Annotated in this window: 21 protein-coding genes; 11 read left to right on the forward strand and 10 right to left on the reverse strand. The window is 72.2% G+C overall.

Translation table 11 applies throughout. The annotated features are described in order from the left end of the window. Nucleotides 1–33 precede the first annotated feature (33 nt). The gene (locus ACNF49_RS52680; protein WP_482942345.1) at nucleotides 34–1,143 is read left to right on the forward strand and encodes an N-acyl-D-amino-acid deacylase family protein; all 1,110 of its coding nucleotides are present in this window, start codon (nucleotides 34–36) and stop codon (nucleotides 1,141–1,143) included. Continuing rightward, complete coding sequence (locus ACNF49_RS52685; protein ID WP_482942346.1) at nucleotides 1,140–1,892, forward strand: serine hydrolase; 753 nt, start codon at nucleotides 1,140–1,142, stop codon at nucleotides 1,890–1,892. Before ACNF49_RS52680 ends, ACNF49_RS52685 begins: the two co-directional genes overlap by 4 nt. On the opposite strand, the gene ACNF49_RS52690 is transcribed toward ACNF49_RS52685, so the two are convergent. Continuing rightward, complete coding sequence (locus ACNF49_RS52690) at nucleotides 1,861–2,784, reverse strand: LysR family transcriptional regulator (RefSeq protein ID WP_357969738.1); 924 nt, start codon at nucleotides 2,782–2,784, stop codon at nucleotides 1,861–1,863. The genes ACNF49_RS52685 and ACNF49_RS52690 overlap by 32 nt on opposite strands. A 52-nt stretch (nucleotides 2,785–2,836) precedes the next feature. On the opposite strand from ACNF49_RS52690, the gene ACNF49_RS52695 reads away from it, so the two are divergent. Beyond that, complete coding sequence (locus ACNF49_RS52695) at nucleotides 2,837–3,418, forward strand: GNAT family N-acetyltransferase (RefSeq protein WP_357969735.1); 582 nt, start codon at nucleotides 2,837–2,839, stop codon at nucleotides 3,416–3,418. A 55-nt stretch (nucleotides 3,419–3,473) separates the two neighbouring features. Here the strand turns inward: ACNF49_RS52695 and ACNF49_RS52700 are convergent, their stop codons facing one another. The 5 genes from ACNF49_RS52700 to ACNF49_RS52720 all read right to left on the reverse strand — a co-directional run bounded on the left by ACNF49_RS52700 (nucleotide 3,474) and on the right by ACNF49_RS52720 (nucleotide 6,904). Further along, entirely contained in the window at nucleotides 3,474–3,632 is a 159-nt protein-coding gene (locus ACNF49_RS52700; RefSeq protein WP_482942347.1) for a hypothetical protein, read from the reverse strand. Nucleotides 3,633–3,733: 101 nt separating this feature from the next. Next, entirely contained in the window at nucleotides 3,734–4,039 is a 306-nt protein-coding gene (locus tag ACNF49_RS52705; protein WP_482942348.1) for a hypothetical protein, read from the reverse strand. Nucleotides 4,040–4,215: 176 nt separating this feature from the next. Continuing rightward, complete coding sequence (locus ACNF49_RS52710; protein ID WP_357969726.1) at nucleotides 4,216–5,433, reverse strand: NADP-dependent isocitrate dehydrogenase; 1,218 nt, start codon at nucleotides 5,431–5,433, stop codon at nucleotides 4,216–4,218. 53 nt (nucleotides 5,434–5,486) lie between these two features. Further along, a complete protein-coding gene (locus tag ACNF49_RS52715) occupies nucleotides 5,487–5,786 on the reverse strand; it encodes a DUF3017 domain-containing protein (RefSeq protein WP_357969724.1) in 300 nt (99 codons plus the stop codon). Then, nucleotides 5,783–6,904 (reverse strand): citrate/2-methylcitrate synthase, encoded by a 1,122-nt coding sequence (locus tag ACNF49_RS52720; RefSeq protein ID WP_357969721.1) that lies wholly within the window; start codon nucleotides 6,902–6,904, stop codon nucleotides 5,783–5,785. Before ACNF49_RS52720 ends, ACNF49_RS52715 begins: the two co-directional genes overlap by 4 nt. A 181-nt stretch (nucleotides 6,905–7,085) precedes the next feature. Between ACNF49_RS52720 and ACNF49_RS52725 the strand changes: the two genes are divergently transcribed. Beyond that, the gene (locus ACNF49_RS52725; RefSeq protein ID WP_352362084.1) at nucleotides 7,086–7,736 is read left to right on the forward strand and encodes an FHA domain-containing protein; all 651 of its coding nucleotides are present in this window, start codon (nucleotides 7,086–7,088) and stop codon (nucleotides 7,734–7,736) included. Between the two features lie 233 nt (nucleotides 7,737–7,969). Here the strand turns inward: ACNF49_RS52725 and ACNF49_RS52730 are convergent, their stop codons facing one another. Beyond that, the gene (locus tag ACNF49_RS52730; protein WP_357969718.1) at nucleotides 7,970–9,499 is read right to left on the reverse strand and encodes a glycoside hydrolase family 10-like protein; all 1,530 of its coding nucleotides are present in this window, start codon (nucleotides 9,497–9,499) and stop codon (nucleotides 7,970–7,972) included. 88 nt (nucleotides 9,500–9,587) lie between these two features. Between ACNF49_RS52730 and ACNF49_RS52735 the strand changes: the two genes are divergently transcribed. Continuing rightward, a complete protein-coding gene (locus tag ACNF49_RS52735) occupies nucleotides 9,588–11,018 on the forward strand; it encodes a glycoside hydrolase family 3 protein (protein WP_357969715.1) in 1,431 nt (476 codons plus the stop codon). Further along, nucleotides 11,003–11,875, forward strand: coding sequence for a MurR/RpiR family transcriptional regulator (locus tag ACNF49_RS52740; RefSeq protein ID WP_352328557.1), 873 nt, complete (start codon nucleotides 11,003–11,005; stop codon nucleotides 11,873–11,875). The genes ACNF49_RS52735 and ACNF49_RS52740 overlap by 16 nt, the downstream gene beginning before the upstream one ends. A gap of 28 nt (nucleotides 11,876–11,903) precedes the next feature. Here ACNF49_RS52740 and ACNF49_RS52745 read toward each other — a convergent pair whose 3' ends face one another. Then, nucleotides 11,904–12,674 carry an IclR family transcriptional regulator gene (locus tag ACNF49_RS52745; protein WP_482942350.1) on the reverse strand — a complete coding sequence of 257 codons (771 nt, stop codon included), beginning with the start codon at nucleotides 12,672–12,674 and terminating at the stop codon, nucleotides 11,904–11,906. A 100-nt stretch (nucleotides 12,675–12,774) separates the two neighbouring features. Here ACNF49_RS52745 and ACNF49_RS52750 point away from each other — a divergent pair, with 100 nt between their 5' ends. From ACNF49_RS52750 to ACNF49_RS52770, 5 genes are read left to right on the forward strand one after another with little or no spacing between them, the layout of a single operon-like run. Next, nucleotides 12,775–13,707 carry an ABC transporter substrate-binding protein gene (locus ACNF49_RS52750; protein WP_357969709.1) on the forward strand — a complete coding sequence of 311 codons (933 nt, stop codon included), beginning with the start codon at nucleotides 12,775–12,777 and terminating at the stop codon, nucleotides 13,705–13,707. Beyond that, a complete protein-coding gene (locus ACNF49_RS52755) occupies nucleotides 13,704–14,474 on the forward strand; it encodes an ABC transporter permease (RefSeq protein WP_357969706.1) in 771 nt (256 codons plus the stop codon). The genes ACNF49_RS52750 and ACNF49_RS52755 overlap by 4 nt, the downstream gene beginning before the upstream one ends. Then, nucleotides 14,471–15,220, forward strand: coding sequence for an ABC transporter permease (locus ACNF49_RS52760; protein ID WP_482942351.1), 750 nt, complete (start codon nucleotides 14,471–14,473; stop codon nucleotides 15,218–15,220). The genes ACNF49_RS52755 and ACNF49_RS52760 overlap by 4 nt, the downstream gene beginning before the upstream one ends. Next, nucleotides 15,213–15,983, forward strand: coding sequence for an ABC transporter ATP-binding protein (locus ACNF49_RS52765; RefSeq protein ID WP_482942352.1), 771 nt, complete (start codon nucleotides 15,213–15,215; stop codon nucleotides 15,981–15,983). Before ACNF49_RS52760 ends, ACNF49_RS52765 begins: the two co-directional genes overlap by 8 nt. Beyond that, complete coding sequence (locus ACNF49_RS52770; protein ID WP_482942353.1) at nucleotides 15,980–17,563, forward strand: thiamine pyrophosphate-dependent enzyme; 1,584 nt, start codon at nucleotides 15,980–15,982, stop codon at nucleotides 17,561–17,563. The genes ACNF49_RS52765 and ACNF49_RS52770 overlap by 4 nt, the downstream gene beginning before the upstream one ends. A 6-nt stretch (nucleotides 17,564–17,569) precedes the next feature. On the opposite strand, the gene ACNF49_RS52775 is transcribed toward ACNF49_RS52770, so the two are convergent. Beyond that, the gene (locus tag ACNF49_RS52775) at nucleotides 17,570–18,721 is read right to left on the reverse strand and encodes a C45 family autoproteolytic acyltransferase/hydrolase (protein ID WP_357969697.1); all 1,152 of its coding nucleotides are present in this window, start codon (nucleotides 18,719–18,721) and stop codon (nucleotides 17,570–17,572) included. A 76-nt stretch (nucleotides 18,722–18,797) separates the two neighbouring features. Then, entirely contained in the window at nucleotides 18,798–19,643 is an 846-nt protein-coding gene (locus tag ACNF49_RS52780; protein ID WP_357969695.1) for a bifunctional methylenetetrahydrofolate dehydrogenase/methenyltetrahydrofolate cyclohydrolase, read from the reverse strand. Nucleotides 19,644–19,754: the final 111 nt, after the last annotated feature.

Here is a 19,754-nt window from a genome sequence, read left to right on the forward strand (position 1 = left end):
TCCCTCGTCGGCCACGGCACCCTGCGGGCCGGCGTGCTCGGCTACGAGGACCGCCCGGCCACCCCCGCCGAGCTCGCCACCATGTGCGCGCTGCTCGACGACGCGCTGGCGGCCGGCGCCGCCGGGCTGTCCACCGGCCTCATCTACACCCCCGGCACGTACGGCGACACCGCCGAGGTGGTCGCGCTGGCCCGCGTCGCGGCCCGGCACGGCAAGCCGTACGTCACCCACCTGCGGGACGAGATGTCCCGCGTGGAGGAGGCGCTGGAGGAGGCCGTCGAGATCGCCCGCAGGAGCGGGGCCGCGCTGCACGTCAGCCACCACAAGACGGCCGGCAAGCACGCCTGGGGCAGGACCCTGCGCACGCTCCCCCGCATCGCCGAGCTGCGCACCCAGGGCATGGACCTCACCTGCGACGTCTACCCCTACACCGAGGGCAGCACGTCGCTGTCGGCGATGTTCCCCCCATGGGCCAACGACGGCGGCACCGAGGCGCTGCTCGACCGGCTGCGCGACCCCGGCCAGCGCGACCGGATGCGCGCGGCCATCGAGGCGGGCGTGCCGGGCTGGGAGAACACGGTCGGCAACGGCGGCTGGGACCGCATCTCGGTCGCCTGCGCCACCCGTCACCCCGAGGCCGAGGGCCGCACGATCGCCGAACTGGGCGGCGACCCGGTGGACGCGGCGGCCGAGCTGCTGCTCGCCGAGGACGGCGAGGTGACCATCATCAGCCACTCCATGCGCGAGGACGACGTCCAGCGGGTCCTGGCGAGCGAGTTCGCCATGATCGGCTCGGACGGCGTGCCCAAGCCGGGCCATCCGCACCCCCGGCTGGCCGGCACCTTCCCGCGGGTGCTCGGCCGCTACTCCCGCGACCAGGGGCTGTTCCCGGTGGAGACCGCCGTCCACAAGATGACCGGCATGGCGGCCGAGCGGTTCGGGCTGGCGGACAGAGGCGTCGTGCGCGACGGAGCGCACGCCGACCTGGTGCTCCTCGACCCCGCGACGGTCGCCGACGGCGCGACCTACGCCGACCCGCTGCTGCCTCCCATCGGCATCAGGGCCGTCGTGGTGGCCGGACGGCTCGCCGTGGAGGACAACAGGCTCACCGAGGACAGACCAGGAAGGATCATCGGGCGGTGAACGACATCACGCTCGCCGTCGCGACGCGGGATCTGGTGACGGGCGAGTTCCACGGCGTCAACGAGGACGCCGAGCTGCCGCTGGCCAGCGTCGGCAAGCTGCTGCTGCTGGCCGAGGTGGCGATGAGCGTCGAGGGCGGCATCCTGGCCCCCGACATGCCCGTGACGCTGCACGACGACGACTACTGCGGCGGCTCCGGGCTGCTCACGTCGCTGTCCGCGCGCGCCTGGACGATCGGCGACCTCGCCCTGCTGACCGCCGCCGTCAGCGACAACACCGCCACGAACGCGCTGCTGCGCACGATCGGCCTGGACCGGGTCAACGCCGCCGCGGCGGCCCTCGGGCTGTCGCGGACCAGGCTGCTCGACCGCATCAGGGAACCGCGCACCCCGCAGGACCCGCCGACGTTCGCGATCGGCACCGCGGCCGAGCTGTCCGGCCTGGCCGCGCTGCTCGCCGGTCCGGGCGGCTGGCAGGCGCTCATGCGCGGCTGGATGCGGCAGAACACCGACCATGGTCTCGTCCCCGCCCTGGTCAGGCACGATCCCGAGGGCGACTGGCTGGCCAACAAGACCGGCACCGACGAGGGTGTCCGGTCCGACGTCGGCATCATGGACGGCCGCATCGCCTACGCCGTCCTCGCCCACGGCCCCGCGGGCAGCGAGCACGACCTGACCGCCGCCGTACGGCGGGCCGGCCTGGACGTCGCCGCCCGCCTCAGCGCAGCGAAGGCTCCAGCGAGTTCCTGAGCTGGGCCGAGGCCGTACGCAGATAGGCCAGGAACGACCGGGCGGCCGGGTTGGGGTTGGTCGGCCTCCTGGCCACGCCGATCCGGCGGAACAGGTTCGGCGTGGTCAGCCGGCAGGTGTGCAGCCCGGTCGCGCCCTGCAGGCCGAGGCTCGGCACCAGCGCGACGCCGAGCCCGGCCCGTACCAGGCCGATCGTCACCTCGTAGTGGTCGCTGCGGCAGCGGATCCGCGGCGAGAAGCCCTCCAGCGTGCTGGCCCGCTCAAGGATCGACACCGGGTGCTCGGCGCCGAACGTGGTGATCCACGGCTCCTCGGCCAGGTCCGCCAGCCGCACCTTGGGCCGCTGGGCGGCGGCGTGGCCGGTCGGCAGCACCAGGAGCTGCGGCTCGTCGAACAGGTGGACGACCTCCACCCCTTCCGGGCACTGCCACGGGTCGAGCGCGTGCTCGAAGACCACCAGCACGTCGAGCGCGCCGCGCTCCAGATCGGGCAGCAGCTCGTACGGCTGGCCCTCCACCAGGTCGAGCGCCACCTTGGGATACCGGGAGGCGAACCGCGACAGCGCCAGCGGCAGCAGCCGGTACCCGGCGGAGGCGAAGAAGCCGATGCGCAGCTCGCCGGCGTCCACCCTGGCCTGGGCGAGCAGGTCCTTCTCGGCCGCCTCGATGATGTCGACGACCTCCTGGGCGCGGATGGCCAGGCGGCGTCCCGCCTCGGTCAGCCGCAGGCTCTGGGCGTTGCGCTCGACCAGCCCGACCCCCGCCTCCTGCTCCAGCCGGGACAGCTGGTGGGACACGGCGGACGGCGACAACTTCAGCACCCTGGCCGCACCGGCGATACTGCCCGTCCTGAACACCTCAAGCAGGACACGCAGCCGGTTACTACTCAACACGGGACCAAGAGTACGAGCTTCCCCACCTCGCCCCGCGCATAAGATGTCACCGGTGATCGACTCCACCCATCTGCCGCCGGTCGAGCTGCGTACCGAGCGCCTCCTGCTGCGGCCCTGGCGTCCTTCCGACCGCGAGCCCTTCGCGGAGCTCAACGCCGACCCCGAGGTCATGGAACACTTCCCCGCCACGCTCAGCCGCGAGCAGAGCGACGCGTTCGCCGCCGCCGGCGACGACCTGATCACCCGGCAGGGCTGGGGACGCTGGGCGCTGGAGAGGCTGGACACCGGCGAGTTCATCGGCTTCACCGGCCTGCACCGGCCTTCGTTCGAGGCCCCCTTCATGCCCGCGACGGAGATTGCCTGGCGGCTCAACCGCAGGTCGTGGGGCCACGGCTACGCGAGCGAGGCGGCCACCGCCGCGCTCGGCTTCGCCTTCGACCGGCTCGGCCTGGCGGAGGTGGTGTCCTTCACGGCCACGGTCAACACGCGCTCCAGCGCCGTCATGCGCCGTCTCGGGATGGTCCATGACCCCGACGGGGACTTCGACCATCCCGTCCTGCCGCCCGGCCACCGGCTGCGCCGCCACGTCCTGTACCGCCTCACCGCGAGCGACTGGCGCCGGGCGAGCGGATGAGCCGGCCCCGGTGGCGGTCCCAGCGGCGGCTCCAGTGGTGGCCCCGGGTGGCGGCTCAGTCGCCGCCCCGGCCCAGTGGTCCGAACGCCACCTCCTCCTCCTGCCTCAAGCCGTGGTCCTGCGGGCCGTACGCGGTCACCGTGACCGGCGGCGAGACCAGGACACCGGCCGGCCTGCCGACCGCGTCCTTCCAGGAGGGATCGGGGGCCGTCACATCCGCACCCGGGCGATGAAGAAGCCGCCGGCCACGCGTGCCCCGCTGCGCGGCCCGGGGGCGACCGTTCTCGACGGCCGCCCGCGGGTGCCTGCTGGATCTCAGCGCTTGTTGACGCGGATGGAGATGATCGTGCCGGGCGGGATGGTGGCCGAGGAGACCTGGCCGGGAGAGACCCATGGGCCGACGTTGTAGACGTAACCGACGGCGGGGTTGACGTGCAGGACGGTGATCGCGATCTGGTGCTGGCCCGTGCCGCCGGTGCAGCGGCTCTCGGCCGTGGAGCCGTTCACGCTGGAGGTGCAGCCGTCGGGGACGGCGTGGGCGGCCGGGGCGAAGCCCGTGAGCAGCACGGTGGTGAGCAGGGTCGCGACGGGCAGGCCGGTGGCCCACTTCCTGGACAGCACGAGGACGCCTCCTGATGCGTGCGAGGGACGGAAGCTTCTCTTAGGAAACTTTCCTAAACGGACCATAATCGCCCCTGCCCGCACGTCAACCCCCGGAAAGACGGCCCGCAGCCGGCCCCGGACATGCGAAACGGCCCCTACCGTACGACGAAGCCGCAGGTAGAGGCCGTTTTCTCTCAAGCAGACATCTTCTTCTTGAGGTTCTCGTCCAGGGCGGCCAGGAAGTCCTGGGTGGTGAGCCACTTGGCGTCGCCGCCGACCAGCATGGCGAGGTCCTTGGTCATCTGACCGCTCTCGACGGTCTCGATGCAGACCTGCTCCAGCTTGTTGGCGAAGTCGGTCACGGCGGGGGTGTTGTCCAGCTTGCCGCGGTGGGCCAGGCCACGCGTCCACGCGAAGATCGAGGCGATCGGGTTCGTGGAGGTGGGGTTGCCCTTCTGGTGCTCGCGGTAGTGGCGGGTCACGGTGCCGTGGGCGGCCTCGGCCTCGACGGTCTGGCCGTCGGGGGTCATGAGGACGGAGGTCATCAGGCCGAGCGAGCCGAAGCCCTGGGCGACGGTGTCGGACTGCACGTCGCCGTCGTAGTTCTTGGCGGCCCAGACGTAGCCGCCCTCCCACTTGAGCGCCGCGGCGACCATGTCGTCGATGAGGCGGTGCTCGTAGGTGAGCCCGGCCTTGTCGAAGTCGGCCTTGAACTCGGTCTCGAAGACCTCGGCGAAGATGTCCTTGAAGCGGCCGTCGTACGCCTTGAGGATGGTGTTCTTCGTCGACAGGTAGACCGGGTAGTTGCGGGCCAGGCCGTAGCGCATGGAGGCGCGGGCGAAGTCGCGGATCGACTCGTCGAGGTTGTACATCGCCATGGCGACGCCGCCGCCCGGGAAGTCGTACACGTCGAGCTCGATCGGCTCGGAGCCGTCCTTCGGCGTGTACGTGAGGGTCAGGGTGCCCTCGCCGGGGATGACCAGGTCGGTGGCGCGGTACTGGTCGCCGAAGGCGTGACGGCCGACGACGATCGGCTTGGTCCAGCCGGGCACGAGCCGCGGCACGTTCGACATGATGATCGGCTCACGGAAGATCACGCCGCCGAGGATGTTGCGGATGGTCCCGTTGGGGGACTTCCACATCTTCTTGAGCCCGAACTCCTCGACCCGCGCCTCGTCTGGGGTGATGGTGGCGCACTTCACACCGACGCCGTACTTCTTGATGGCGTTGGCGGCGTCGATGGTGACCTGGTCGTCCGTCGAGTCCCGGTACTCGATCCCCAGGTCGTAGTACTTCAGGTCGACGTCGAGGTAGGGAAGGATCAGCTGGTCCTTGATGAACTGCCAGATGATCCGGGTCATCTCGTCGCCGTCGAGCTCGACGACAGGACCCTCCACCTTGATCTTGGGCATGCGAATGGTTCCCCTTCAATGAATGGATGCGTTGAGGCTATCGGACCGTCCCGTCAACCGGCCAAAAGGGACAGGAGCCAGGCCTTGAACGCGTTGTTGTACAGCGCGAGCGAGGTCAGGGCCATGAGGAAGCCGAACGCGATCAGCGTGATGACGTCCGTCACCTTGTCGCGGACGGCCAGTTGCCCGTCGAACCCGGCGAACCGGAGCGCGGCGGCGACCATCAGCACACCGCCCAGCGCGAACCCGCCCCAGCGCGGGTCCACCAACAGGATCACGAGCACGGCGGCGACCGCTCCCGCCACAATCAGCGGGAACGGTCCCCAGCGTTCACGTTCGTTCTCTCGGCTCAACGCTCTTCTATTGGCTTCCACTTCTGATCGCGCTCGCCAATGTATTCACTGTCGGGCCGGATCAGCCTGTTGTCGGCATGCTGCTCGATCACGTGCGCGGTCCAGCCGGACATGCGGCTGATCGAGAAGACGGGGGTGAACAGGTCCGTCGGAATGCCAAGGTAGTGGTAGACCGACGCCGCGTAGAAATCGACGTTCGGATAGAGGCCCTTCGTCTCGAAGACGACCTCCTCCATCTCCTTCGACATCCGGTAGTAGGTGTCGTCGCCGGCGGCCTCGGCCAGCTCGGCGGACATGCGGCGCAGGTGCGTGGCGCGCGGGTCCTCGGTCTTGTAGACGCGGTGGCCGAAGCCCATGATCTTCTCGCCCGCTGCGAGCTTGTCGCGCACGGCCTGGGCCACCCCGCCCGGCGGGATCGACTCCAGGGTCTTCATGACCTGCTCGTTCGCGCCACCGTGCAGCGGGCCCTTGAGCGTGCCGATGGCCGCGACGATGGCCGAGTGCATGTCCGACAGGGTCGCGGCGCAGACGCGGGCGGCGAACGTCGAGGCGTTCATCGTGTGGTCGGCGTGCAGCACCAGGCACTCGTCGAAGATCTCGACCGCGCGCCGCTCGGGGGCGCGTCCGGTGACCTGGAGCAGGAAGTTTCCGGCGATGCTGAGCTCGGGGTCGGCCTCGGGGGCCGCGCCGCCGGTGCGCGCGGCGTGGTAGCGGGCGACCAGCACGGGCTGCTGCGCGGTCAGGCGGGCCGCCTTGCGCAGGTTCGCGTCGGGGGCGGTGGAGTCCTTGTCGGGGTCGTCGGCGCCGGAGAGTGAGACGAGGGAGCGGAGCGCCTCCATGGGTTTCTGCTTCTCGGCGATCTCCGCCACGTTCGCGGCGACCAGCGCGCCGAGCTCCCGGCCCTGGGCCAGGTCGGCGCCGTACGCCTCCAGCTGGGCCCGGTCGGGCAGCCTGCCGTGCTGCAGCAGGTACGCGGTCTCCTCGAACGTCGCTCGGCCGGCCAGGTCGTGGATGTCGTATCCACGGTAGAAGAGGCGACCGGCCTTGCCGTCGATGTCGCTCAGCGCTGTGGACGCGGCTACGACATCGGCCAGGCCTTTCGTGGGCTTGTCCGCCATGAGTGTTTCCTCCGCTTATCTTCCTCCGAAGTCTACCCGTGAGCAGGTAAAACCGTTCGCAGAGGTCCAGACCAATTTCACGTGGGATTCTCCTTTCGGCAAAGGCGATTCCGCATCCCCTCGGTTGGGTAAGCCGGAGCTGTAGTAATAGTTACGGCGGGCTACCTGGGGAGGAACTGCCGTGGAGGGGCCGTTCATACGCATCGAGGACACCGGCGACGTGGTCCCGTTGCGCCCCGAGATCACGACGGTCGGGAGAGGCCGGGGTGTGGACATCCGGCTCACCGACCCCAGTGTGTCTCGACTCCATGCCGAGTTCGTCAGACGAGGACCCTACCTGTACGTCGTTGACCTGGGCCTGTCCCGCAACGGCACACGGGTGAACGGCAGGCCGATCGCCCGGAGGGTCCTTGACGACGGCGACGTCGTCTCGTTCGGCGCGGCGCGGGGTCGCATCGGTGGAGTCCCCCGTGAGGACTTCACCCCCGAGGTCGAGCTGCGCAGGGCGGCGGCGCCCGAGCTGACCAGGCGCGAGGTCGATGTGCTGACCTCGCTCTGCAGGCCGGCGCTGTCCGACGAGGCGTTCGTCGCTCCGGCGACGGCGCGCGAGATCGCCGACGACCTGGTCGTGACCGAAGCCGCGGTCAAGCAACACCTGCTGCGGCTGTACCAGAAGTTCAGGATTCCTGAGGGCACCAACCGCCGCACGCGCCTCGCCAACGAGGTCGTCGCGCTCGGGCTGGTGCGCCCGACCCCTGTGGTGCCACCACAGCGGTCGGCGGGCGCCGCGGCTGAGCAGCAGCCGTCGGCGGCCGGTAGGAGGGCTTCCTAGAGGGAGCCAGATCGCGACCGGGGCTTCGGCGAGGGGTTCCGGCAGCGTCGGAACCATCGAGAGATCACCGTGCTCGTCCCTGCTGGGCGCGGAACGGGCGACGGCGGGCGACCGCGGGCCGACAGGCCGGTGGCGCGCGCCGTGCTCGTCGCCGGTCAGGGAACGTGCCGGCGACGCGCGCTGGTGAGCCATGCGCGCGGCGCCGGAGGTCAGCGTTCCTTCACCGGTGTCTTTCAGATCACCCGGAAACCGCGGCTGGGCTTGCTGGTCCTGTTGGCCCGGTCGACGGCGACCGCGTAGTAGTGGTCGCCGCGCTTGCCGTCGGGGTCCGTCCAGCGGATCTGGCGGTCGGCGGGCACGACCGCGACCAGGTTGCGCGCGTCGGCGAAGGCGTTCTGGCCGGCCTCGTCCGGGAAGCGGAAGATGGCGAACTGGAACGGCTCGTCCCGGCCGGTGGCGACCACGCGCACCTCGACGCCGCCGGTGCGGCGCAGCGCGTACGCCACCACCGGGCGGCGCGGCGGCTCGCCGTTCGCCAGGCGGGGCAGCACGGGCGCGAGCGCGGGCCGCTGGTAGTGGTCGTTGACGGCGGTCGTGATGGAGGCGAGCCGGTCCACCTTGACGTCGTTGGCGTTGTACCAGATGTCGCCGCTGATCTCGGGGTGGGCGCGGTTGAGCGTCAGGTGCCTGGACAGCTCGTCCGGCTTCTGCCACTCGGCGGCCTGGGCCGGGTCGCCCGCCTTGTACGCCGCCTGCCCGATCCACAGCAGCGTGTTCGTGCCCGCGGCCACGTCCGACCACCACGGGACGAGCTTGGAGTAGTCGGCCGGCGGCTGCCCGATGTACCAGTAGAGCTGCGGCGCGATGTAGTCCAGCCAGCCCTTCTTGACCCAGCCGCGGGTGTCGGCGTGCAGGTTGTCGTAGGACTGGCCGCCGTTGGTCTCGGAGCCGAGCGGGTCGGTGCCCTTGTTGCGCCAGATGCCCGACGGGCTGATGCCCCAGGCGATCTCCGGCTTGGCCTGCAGGACGCGCTGCTGCATCTCGCTGACCATGAGGTCGACGTTGTTGCGCCGCCAGGAGGCCAGGTCGGGGAAGCCGGCGCCGTGCTTGGCGAACGCGGCGCTGTCGTCGAAAGCAGTGGTGTTGGTCGGGTAGAAGTAGTCGTCGAAGTGCAGGCCGTCGATGTCGTAGCGGGTGATCGCGTCCATCATCGCGTCCTGGCAGAACTTGCGGACCTCGGGCATGCCCGGGTTGTAGTAGAGCTTGCCGCCGAACGGCAGGATCCAGTCGGGGTTCTTGCGGCCGGGGTGATCGGGGTGCAGCTTGCCCGGGTCGGGCTGCATCGACACGCGGTAGGGGTTGAACCAGGCGTGGAAGGCCAGGCCGCGCTTGTGGGTCTCCTCCACGGCGAACCCGAGCGGGTCGTAGCCGGGGTCCTGGCCCTGGGTGCCGGTCAGGTACTGCGACCAGGGCTCGAACGGCGACGGCCAGAACGCGTCGGCGGTCGGCCTGATCTGCACGAACACGGAGTTGAGCTTGCGCTGCACGGCCACGTCGAGCCAGGCGAGGTATTCGGCCTTCTGCTCGTCGGCGCTCAGCCCCGGCTTCGAGGGCCAGTTGATGTTGACCACGGAAGCGATCCACATGCCGCGCATCTGACGCAGCGGGGGGACGTAGTCTGCCTGGGCGAAGGCCGGCAGCGGCACGGCGGACGCGGCGGCGGCGAGAGCGAGACCCTTCAGGAGAGTCCTTCTGCTGGGCATGGGGGGTGGCCTCTCGACAATGGTTGTGTCGAGGGCGACGATGACAGAAAATTACCTTCAGATCAACAACCGTGAAGGAAAATGCCGCATGAGCGCAGAGCTGGTCCGACTTGCGATGACGGTGCTCCAGCCGGGGTTCGAAGGGACGTCGCCTCCCGACTGGCTGCGCCGCGCGCTGGGCGAGGGCCTGGGCGGCGTCATCCTGTTCGCCCGCAACTCCATCGGCGAGCAGCTCGTCCGTTCGGTGCGCGCCGAGAACCCCGGCGCGATCGTCGCGGTCGACGAGGAGGGCGGCGCGGTCACCCGGCTCGAAGTGCTCGCCGGCAGCTCCTTCCCCGGCAACCGGGCGCTGGGCGTGGCCGACGACGTCGAGCTGACCGAGCGGGTCGGCCGGCAGATCGGCCGGATGCTCGCCGAACTCGACATCTCCCTCGACTACGCCCCCTCCGCCGACGTGAACGCCAACCCGGAGAACCCGGTCATCGGCGTGCGCTCGTTCGGGCCCGATCCCGAGCTGGTCGCCCGGCACACCGTCGCGTACGTGGCCGGGGTGCAGGGCGCGGGCGTGGCCGCCTGCGCCAAGCACTTCCCGGGGCACGGCGACACGACCACCGACTCCCACCTGGCCCTGCCCACCGTGCACGCCTCTCGGGCGGTGCTCGACGAGCGCGACCTGCCGCCGTTCCGGGCCGCCATCGCGCACGGGGTGCGCTCGATCATGTCCGGCCACCTGCTCGTGCCCGCGCTCGACCCGTCGATGCCGGCCACGCTCAGCCACAGCGCCCTGACCGACCTGCTCAGGGGCGAGCTCGGCTTCGACGGAGTGGTGGTCACCGACGCGATCGAGATGCAGGCCGTGGCCGACATGTTCGGCCCCGGCGAGATCGCGGTGCGCGCGCTGGCCGCCGGCGTCGACACCATCTGCGCCGGCCGGGCCGACGAGCGGAGCCTGCACGAGATGCGCGACGCCGTCGTCGAGGCGGTGCGCACGGGCCGGCTGGCCGAGGAGCGGCTGGCCGAGGCGGCCGGCCGGGTGCTCGCCCTGTCCACCTGGTACGCCGAGCGGTCGGAGCTGCGCGAGAAGGCCCGCGCCGACATCGACGAGGGCGTCGGCCTGGAGGCCGCCAGGGCCGCGCTGACCACGACCGGCACCGCCGTGCTCGACCGGGGGCCGCTGGTCGTGGAGGTCAACACCCGGCTCAACCAGGCGGTCGATCCCGCCACGCCGACCGGCATCGCGGCGGCGCTGGCCGCCCGGCTGCCGAACACCGCCAGGGTGCGCCTCGACCGCGACGGCGAGCTGCCCGCCTTCGACGACCGTCCCGTGGTGCTCGTGGTGCACGACGCGGCCCGGCACCCGTGGGTGCGCGAGGCGCTGGCGCGGGCGCTGGCCGTCCGGCCCGACGCGATCGTGGTGGACACCGGCATCAGCGACGCGCCCGTCGGGGCCGCCCACGTCGCCACGCACGGCATCTCCCGCGTCTCCGCGCAGGCGGCGGCCGAATGGCTGACCCGTTGAACACCGAGCCCGCGAACCCGGTCGCCACCGTGCGCGCGGTGCTGCCGTCGCTGACCCCGGCGGCGCAGGCCATCGGACGCATCATCCTGGACGACCCGGGGCTGGTCGTGCGGAGCACGATCACCGAGTTCAGCGCGGTGTCGGGCACCAGCGAGGCGACGATCGTGCGCACCGCGCGGGCGCTCGGCTTCGCCGGTTACTCGCAGATGCGCTTCGCGCTGGCCGCCGCCGTGGCCAAGCAGCCCGAACGCCTGGTGCCCGGCGACCTGGCCCCCGACGACCCGCTGACCGACGTGATCGCCAAGGTGGCGCGGGCGGAGTCCGACGCGCTGGCGGACACGGCGGCGCAGCTCGACCCCGACCAGCTCGGCGAGGTCGTCCAGGCCATCGCGGTGGCCCGGCGGGTGGACGTCTACGGCGTGGCGGCCTCGGGTCTGGTGGCCGCCGACATGTCGCAGAAGCTGCTGCGCATCGGCCTGTCCAGCCATCCGTTCAGCGACGCCCACCTGGCCCTGACCAGCGCGGCGCTGCTGCGGGACGGCGACGTGGCGGTGGCCATCAGCTGTAGCGGCGAGACCCCCGACGTGCTGGTCCCGGCCCGTACGGCGGCCGAGGCCGGGGCGCTGATCGTGGCCATCACCAACAACCCGCGCTCGTCGCTGGCCGACCTGGCCAGCCACACGCTGGTGTCGGCCGGCCGGGAGACCGCCTTCCGGCCCGGCGCGCTGGCCAGCCGGATCAGCCAGCTGCTGATCGTCGACTGCATCTTCGTCGGCCTGGCCCAGCGCACCTACGACCGGGCCGAGGCGGCGATCCGGGCCACCCGCGACGCGACCGACCGCTACCGCAACCGGTGACGGACGACCGGCGACCGACAAGCGGGCGTCAGGCGCGGGTCACCGAGACCTTCGCCAGGTCGGCCTCGATGCGCGCCGCCGTGGCCAGGAGCTCGGGCAGCAGCCCCGTCCTGACCTGGTGCAGGCTGGTACGGCCGGCGTGCGTGGAGACGTTCACGGCGGCGACCGTACGGCCGGCGTGGTCGCGTACGGGCGCGGCGACCGACCGCAGGCCCTCCTCCAGCTCCTGGTCCACCATCGCCCAGCCGCGCAGGCGCACCTGCTCCAGCTCGGCCCGCAGCGCGTCGGGCAGCACGACGGTCCTGGAGGTCAGCCTGCGTAACGCGGCCCGTCCCAGGTAGTCGTCCAGGTCGCCGGGCGGCAGGGCGGACAGCAGCACCCGGCCCATCGACGTGCAGTAGGCCGGGAAGCGGGTGCCGATGCTGATCGACACGCTCATGATCCGGGCGGTGGCGACGCGGGCGACGTACACGACGTCCTCGCCGTCGAGAACCGCGACCGAGGCGGACTCGTGCACCTCGGCGGCCAGGCGTTCCAGGTGGGGGCCGGCGACCTCGGGCAGCGACAGGCCGGACAGGTAGGCGTATCCAAGCTCCAGGACGCGGGGGGTGAGCGCGAACAGCCGGCCGTCGTTGCGCACGTAGCCGAGGTCGGTGAGGGTGATGAGGAAACGCCTGGCGGCGGCGCGGCTGAGGCCGGTCGCCCGCGCCACCTGACTGAGCGTCAGCTCGGGCGCCGCGGCGCTGAACGCGCGGATCACCGCCAGCCCTCTGGCCAGCGACTGCACATGATCGACCATGGTGATCCCTTGACAGAAGCCGACAAGGGCGTAGTTTCCGCCATATGGGGCTGTTCGGACAGAGAATACCTGTGCGCATAGCGAACACCTAGGAGCAGCCGTGCGTCGCGCTCTCATCATCCTCGCCGCCCTGCTCGTGGCCGCCTGCGGCGGCCCGCGGCCGGGCACGACGGCGGGAGGCAAGGCCCGGGTCAACGCCGGAGTGATCGCGATCGTCGACACCGCGCCCATCCACCTGGGCAGGGCCAAGGGCTTCTTCGCCGAGCAGGGCATCGACCTGGCGATCACCCCCGTGCAGGGCGGCGCGGCCAGCATCTCGGGGACGGTCGGCGGGCAGTTCCAGTTCGCCTTCGCCAACACCACCTCGCTGCTGACCGCCAAGCAGCAGGGGCTGGACGTGAAAGTGGTGGCCAACGGCGTCTCCTCGACCGGGCGGCCGGGCGAGGACTTCAGCGCGGTGCTGGTCGAGCCGGACAGCCCGATCAGGTCGGCCAAGGACCTGGCGGGCCGGCGGATCTCGGTCAACCAGCTCAAGAACATCGGCGACACGACGATCCGGGCCTCGGTCCGCAAGGCGGGCGGCGACCCCGGCGGCATCGAGTTCGTCGAGCTGCCCTTCCCCGACGCGCCCGCCGCCCTGCGCAGCGGCCGGGTGGACGCCATCTGGGTGGTCGAGCCGTTCGTCAGCCAGGCGATCAGCCAGGGCGCGCGGCCGGTGGCCTGGAACTTCGCCGAGGCGGCCCCCGGACTCACCGTCGCCATGTACTTCACCACCGGCCGGACCGACCCCGGCCTGACCGAACGGTTCACCGCGGCGATGCGCAGGTCGCTGGAGTACGCCGACGGTCATCCCGACGAGGTGCGGCAGATACTCGGGACGTACACGAAGATCGCGCCCGAGGTGATCGCGAAGATCCATCTGCCGAAGTGGCCGGTCGAGGTCAACAAGGCGTCCGTGCAGACCATCGCCGACCTGGCGCTGGCCGACGGCGTGCTGACGAAGAGGATCGACGTGTCCGCGCTGGTCCCGTGAGGCGCGACCTCCTCCACGGGCTCGCCGGGCTGGGCGGCCTGCTCGCGCTGGTGGAGGCCGTGCCGCGGTTGGGCCTGGTGGACGAGCGGTTCCTGCCCCCGGCCACGCGGATACTGGGCGCGCTCGCCGCCGAGCTGGCCACGGCCCGGCTCTGGGTCGCGCTCGGCGAGACCATGCGCGGCTGGGCGCTCGGACTGGCGCTGGCGTTCTGCGCGGCGGTCGCGGCGGGCGTGCTGATCGGGACCGTGCCGGGGCTGCGGGCGCTGACCGGCTCGACGGTCGAGTTCCTGCGGCCGATCCCGTCGGTCGCGCTGGTGCCGCTGGCCACGCTGCTGTTCGGCGCCACGCTCGGCTCGACGCTGCTGCTCGTGGTGTACGCCGCCTTCTGGCAGGTGCTCATCCAGGTCCTGTACGGCGTCGCCGCCGTCGATCCCGTCGCCCACGACACCGCCCGCTCGTACGGGTTGTCGGCCTGGTCGCGGATCAGGCACCTGGTGTGGCCGACGGCGCTGCCGTACGTGATGACCGGGCTCCGGCTGGCGGCGGCGGTGGCGTTCATCCTGGCGGTGACGGCCGAGCTGGTGATCGGCAGCCCGGGGCTCGGCGCGGAGATCCAGGTGGCGCAGAGCAGCGGCGCCGTGCCGACCGTGTACGCGCTGATCGTGCTCGCGGGCGGCGTGGGCATCGTGGTCAACGCGGCCGTGCGGCTGCTCGAACGCCGGGTGCTGGCCTGGCATCCGGCCGTGCGCTCGGAGGCGGCGGCGTGAGGGCGCTCAGGCTGGTCGCCCTGCCCGCGGCGCTGGTGCTGGTCTGGTGGGCGGTCGGCGGCAGCACGTTCTACCTGCCGGGCCCGGCCGAGGTGGGCCGGGCCTTCGCCGCGACGTGGTTCTCCCGGCGGCTGCTCGACGACGTGCTGCCGAGCCTCGCGCGGCTGCTGGCGGGGTACGCGCTGGCCGGGCTGCTCGGGGTGGGGCTCGGCGTGCCGATCGGGTTGTCGCGGCGGCTGCGGGTCACGCTGGAGCCGGTGCTGGAGTTCTTCAGGGCCGTCCCGCCGCCGGTGCTGGTGCCGCTGATCATGTTGCTGGCCGGGATCGACACGGCCATGAAGGTGCTGGTCATCGTGTCGGGCTGCCTGTGGCCCGTCCTGCTCAACACCGTGGAGGGCGTCCGGGCGCTGGACGAGGTGCTGTCGGACACCTGCCGCATGTACGGCGTGCGCGGCGCCTCAAGGCTGCGCCGGTTCGTGCTGCGCGGCGCGAGCCCGCAGATCATGACCGGGCTGCGGCAGGCGCTGTCCATCGGGATCATCCTCATGGTCATCAGCGAGATGTTCGGCGGTTCGAGCGGGCTCGGGTTCACGATCGTGCTGTTCCAGCGGCAGTTCCAGATCGCCGAGATGTGGAGCGGGATCCTGCTGCTCGGCCTGCTCGGCCTCGGGCTCTCGCTGCTCTTCGGCCGCCTTGAACGATGGGTCCTGGCCTGGTACCACGGCAGCGGAGCCGCCCGTGCTTGAGATCTCCGGGCTGAACAAGGTCTACCGGAGCCCAGGCCGCCGGGTGGAGGCGATCGGCTCGGTCACGTTCGGCGTCGCGGCGGGCGAGCTGGTGTGCGTGGTGGGGCCGTCCGGCTGCGGCAAGACGACGCTGCTGCGGTGCGTGGCCGGGCTGCTGCCGGTCAGCGGGGGCGAGGTGCGGGTGGCGGGCGAGCCGGTGACCGGGCCGCCGCCGCGCATGGCCGTGGTCTTCCAGGAGTACGGCCGCAGCCTGTTCCCCTGGATGACCGTCCGGCAGAACGTCGAGCTGCCGCTGAAGGAGAAGCGGGTGCCGCGCGCGCGGCGGGCGGAGCTGGTGACCGGGTCGCTGGCGGCGGTCGGGCTGGCCGACGTGGCCGGCGCCCATCCGTGGCAGCTCTCGGGCGGCATGCAGCAGCGTGTGGCGATCGCGCGGGCCGTGGCCTACGAGCCGCAGGTCCTGCTCATGGACGAGCCGTTCGCCGCCGTGGACGCGCAGACCAGGGCCGACCTGGAAGACCTGATCCGGCGGCTCTGGCGGGACCTTGAGGTGACCACGCTGTTCGTCACCCACGACATCGACGAGGCCGTCTACCTGGGGCAACGGGTGATCGTGTTGTCGTCGTCGCCGACGTCGGTCATGGAGGACCTGCCCATCGACCTGCCGCGCGACCGCGACCAGCTCAGCACCCGGTCGCTGCCGCGTTTCGGCGAGCTGCGCGGGCAGGTCTACCGGCGGATCCAGCAGGCGAGAGGGGCACAGTGAGCACAGTGAGGGCGGCGGCGTTCGAGGTGCTGCGGCGGCACGGCCTGACGACGATCTTCGGCAACCCCGGCTCGACCGAGGTGTCGCTGCTGACCGGCCTGCCGGACGACCTGCGCTTCGTGCTCGCGCTGCACGAGGGCTCGGTCGTCGGCATGGCCACCGGCTGGGCCATCGGGCACGCCGAGCCCGCGCTGGCCGTGCTGCACACCACGGCCGGGCTGGGCAACGCGGTGGGCGCCCTCGCCACGGCCCGGGTGAACCGGGCTCCCCTGGTCGTCCTGGTGGGGCAGCAGGACCGGCGGCACCTGGCGCTGGAGCCGTTCCTCGCCGGGCGGCTGGCCGGGCTGGCCGGCGACTACCCGGTGTGGACCGACCAGCCGGTGCGGGCGCAGGACGTGCCGGGGGCGCTGGCCAGGGCCTTTCACGAGGCGGTCACGCACCGGGGCCCCGCGCTGGTCGTGGTACCGATGGACGACTGGGACGCGCCCTTCGCCGGCGAGACCCCGGCGGCTCCGGCCCGGGTGCTGCGGCCCGCCGCCGTGCCCGACGCCGGCCTGGCGCCGCTGGTGGAGCTGCTGGCCGGGGCACGGTCCCCGGCGATCGTGTCGGGGGCAGGGGCGGCTTGGGGGCCGCTGGTGCAGCTGGCCGAGCGGCTGGCGTGCCCGGTGTTCCAGGAGTCGTTCGGGGCGCTGGCGGGGTTCCCGCAGGACCATCCGCAGTACGCGGGGGTGCTGCCGGCCGACCGGGGACGACTGCGGGCCGTGCTGGCGCCGCATGACGTCGTGCTGGCCGTGGGTGCGCCGGTGTTCCGGCAGTACCCGTACGCGCCGGGGCCGCTGGTCGAGCCTGGGACGGCGGTCGCCGTGGTCACCGACGACCCGGCCGAGGCGCACCGGAGCCCGGCCGCCCTGGCCGTCCTGGCCCCGCCCGGGGCCGTCTGCGAGCGACTGGCGGCCCTGCTGCCGGCCCGGCCCGCCGCTCCGGCGGCCGTTCCACCGGCCCCGGCGCCGGAGGTGCCCGGCGGGGAGCCGATGCGGCCCGCGTACGTGCTGCGCGAGCTGGCCCGGCGGCTGCCCCGTGACGTCGTGCTGCTGGAGGAGACCCCGTCGTCCCGTCCTGACCTGCACCGGCTGGTCCCGGCCAGGAACCCGCTGGGTTTCGTCTCGGCGGCCATGGGCGGGCTCGGGTTCGCCGTGCCGGCCGCGGTCGGCCTGCGCATGGCGCTGCCCGGACGCCCGGTGGTCGCGGTCGTGGGCGACGGCTCGGCGCTCTACGGCATGCACGCCCTGTGGAGCGCCGCCCACTACCGGGTGGGCGCGCTGTTCGTCGTGCTCGCCAACGGCCGCTACGCGGTCATGGACCGGCTGGCCGACCGGCAGGGCGGCAAGGCCCCCTGGCCGCCGTTCGCGGAGGTGGACATGGCCGCCCTGGCCAGGTCGCTCGGCTGCCCCGCCCGGCGGGTGGACGGCCCCGCCGAGCTGGGGGCCGTGCTCGACGAGGTGATCCCGTCGCTGGCCGCCCGCGAGGAGCCCCTGCTGCTCGACGTCACCGTGGCCGTGGACCAGGACTTCCAGCCGTGAGCCGGCTCACCAGGCCGGAGGGCGCCGCCCGCCGTCGGCTGCGGGGTCGAAGCAGAGCTCGGGGGCGGCGTCCGGCTTGAAGACCTCGTCGAGGGCCCACCGCTCGTACGGGCGGGCGCACGGCGGCGCGCCGGCGATCGCCAGCTCGCGGGCGTCGAGGTCCATGACGACGGAGTAGACCGTGTGGCACTCCTCGGCCGGGCCGGCGTCGGGGTCGAGGTGGCGGCAGACGCCGTCGGGGAAGGAGTAGTGGTCGCGCAGGGCGGCGACGACGTGTTCGAGGCCGACCGCGCGCTCGGCGGCGATGTCCTCCAGCAGGTGGCGCACGCGTTCGGGGCGCAGCAGGGTCAGGCCGGACCTGGCCGCCTTCATGTCCTCCAGCGGCAGCTCGGCCTCGAAGTGGTTGGCGTGGGTGAGCAGGCCGTCGCGCGGCAGCAGCGCGCCGAACGCGCCCGGAGCCACCTCAAGGTCGATGGCCTCGCCTCCGGCGTCGGCGATGAGCAGGTTGCCCGAGGAGACGCGCGGCACGTCGAGCACCTTGCGGTGGGCCCGGCTCATGCGGTCGGACTGCAGCACCCCGCGCAGCAGGAAGTGGTACGGGACCCCCGCCCCGGCGTGGTCGCGGTCGGACTGCAGGCGGTTGGCGCACACCCCGAGCCCCGCCGAGTTGAGCCCCGATTTGGCGAGCATGCCCGCCTCGGCCAGCGTGAGCACCGCGAACCCCTCGGTGTCGCGGGTGGCCAGCAGGAAGGTGACCGCGCCCTGCTCGGGATGCCAGTCCCAGTTCTGGGCGAGCAGGGTGTGGCCGTCGCGGGTGTACTTGGGCAGGACGGCCAGCGCGGTGCAGCCGTCGTCGTGGTAGCCGGTGCCGTCGAGCAGCTCGGTACGGGCGTTGAGCGCGGCGATGTGCTCGACCGGCCGGCCCGCGCCGGCCGCCAGGCCCTCCAGCATGGCGGCGATGCTCGGGTCGTACGCCCTGGCCACGTCGAGGAAGGTCTGGCCCCAGCGCAGCACGTCGGCCGAGGAGAGCCCGGACTTGTCGCGGAACCGCCGCAGGTAGGTCTCCACGCTCCGCGCGACCAGGTCGGCGGTGCGGTGGCCGACCTCGGCCCCCATCTCCTCGTAGGTGCCCTCGACAGCGATGAGCGGGGTGTCCATGAATCGGCCTTCCGTGATGGGGGTGGGGCTCGCTCTTCTTCCCATTCCCCCCATCAGGGCTTCATCCCCCGATCACTCAGGAACGCTCGGCGGCCTCCACGACGTTGGACAGCAGCAGCGCGCGGGTCATCGGCCCGACCCCGCCCGGGTTGGGCGTGAGGAAACCGGCGACCTCCTCGACGTCGGGGGCCACGTCACCGGCGATCTTGCCGTGGACCCTGGAGACGCCCACGTCGAGGACGGCCGCGCCGGGCTTGACCATGTCGCGCGTGATGAGCTCGGGCACGCCGGCCGCGGCCACGACGATGTCGGCGCGGCGCACGTGGGCGGCCAGGTCCTGGGTGCCGGTGTGGCAGAGGGTCACCGTGGCGTTCTCGCTGCGGCGGGTCAGCAGCAGGCCGAGCGAGCGGCCGACGGTGATGCCGCGGCCCACCACGACGACGTCGGCGCCCTTGATCGGCACGTTGTACTCCTGGAGCAGCAGCACGATGCCGTGGGGCGTGCAGGGCAGGGGCGCGTCGACCATGTGGACGAGGCGCCCGAGGTTGACCGGGTGGAGGCCGTCGGCGTCTTTGGCCGGGTCCATGCGCTCCAGCAGCGCCATCGTGTCGATCTGCTTCGGCAGCGGGAGCTGGACGATGTAGCCGGTGCAGGCCGGGGAGGCGTTGAGCTCGTCGACGGCCGCCTCGACGTCTTTCTGGGTGGCGGTGGCCGGGAGGTCGACGCGGATGGAGGCGATGCCGACCTCGGCGCAGTCGCGGTGCTTGCCCGCGACGTAGATCTGGCTGCCCGGGTCGTCGCCCACCAGGACGGTGCCCAGGCCGGGCGTGATGCCGCGGTCCTTGAGCGCGGCCACCCGGGTCGCGAGGTCTGCCTTGATCCTGGCGGCTGTCGCCTTGCCGTCGAGTTTCACTGCGCTCATGCCGTCAATCCTTCCATGACTGCTCGGCTTCCCGGCACGGGCCGCGCGTTCGTCCACAGTTTTTCCACAGATGGGAGGCAGGCGGCGCCCGTTGTCCACAGGGAGACGATG

The sequence above is a fragment of the Actinomadura sp. ATCC 39365 genome (assembly GCF_054392275.1).

Bases quoted from the DNA above. Each gene is read 5' to 3' on its own strand.
- ACNF49_RS52710 (WP_357969726.1), bottom strand. From the start codon at position 5,433: ATGCCCAAGATCAAGGTGGAGGGTCCTGTCGTCGAGCTCGACGGCGAC.
- ACNF49_RS52720 (WP_357969721.1), bottom strand. From the start codon at position 6,904: ATGGCGGACAAGCCCACGAAAGGCCTGGCCGATGTCGTAGCCGCGTCC.
- ACNF49_RS52730 (WP_357969718.1), bottom strand. From the start codon at position 9,499: ATGCCCAGCAGAAGGACTCTCCTGAAGGGTCTCGCTCTCGCCGCCGCC.
- ACNF49_RS52735 (WP_357969715.1), top strand. From the start codon at position 9,588: ATGAGCGCAGAGCTGGTCCGACTTGCGATGACGGTGCTCCAGCCGGGG.
- ACNF49_RS52740 (WP_352328557.1), top strand. From the start codon at position 11,003: ATGGCTGACCCGTTGAACACCGAGCCCGCGAACCCGGTCGCCACCGTG.
- ACNF49_RS52745 (WP_482942350.1), bottom strand. From the start codon at position 12,674: ATGGTCGATCATGTGCAGTCGCTGGCCAGAGGGCTGGCGGTGATCCGC.
- ACNF49_RS52775 (WP_357969697.1), bottom strand. From the start codon at position 18,721: ATGGACACCCCGCTCATCGCTGTCGAGGGCACCTACGAGGAGATGGGG.
- ACNF49_RS52780 (WP_357969695.1), bottom strand. From the start codon at position 19,643: ATGAGCGCAGTGAAACTCGACGGCAAGGCGACAGCCGCCAGGATCAAG.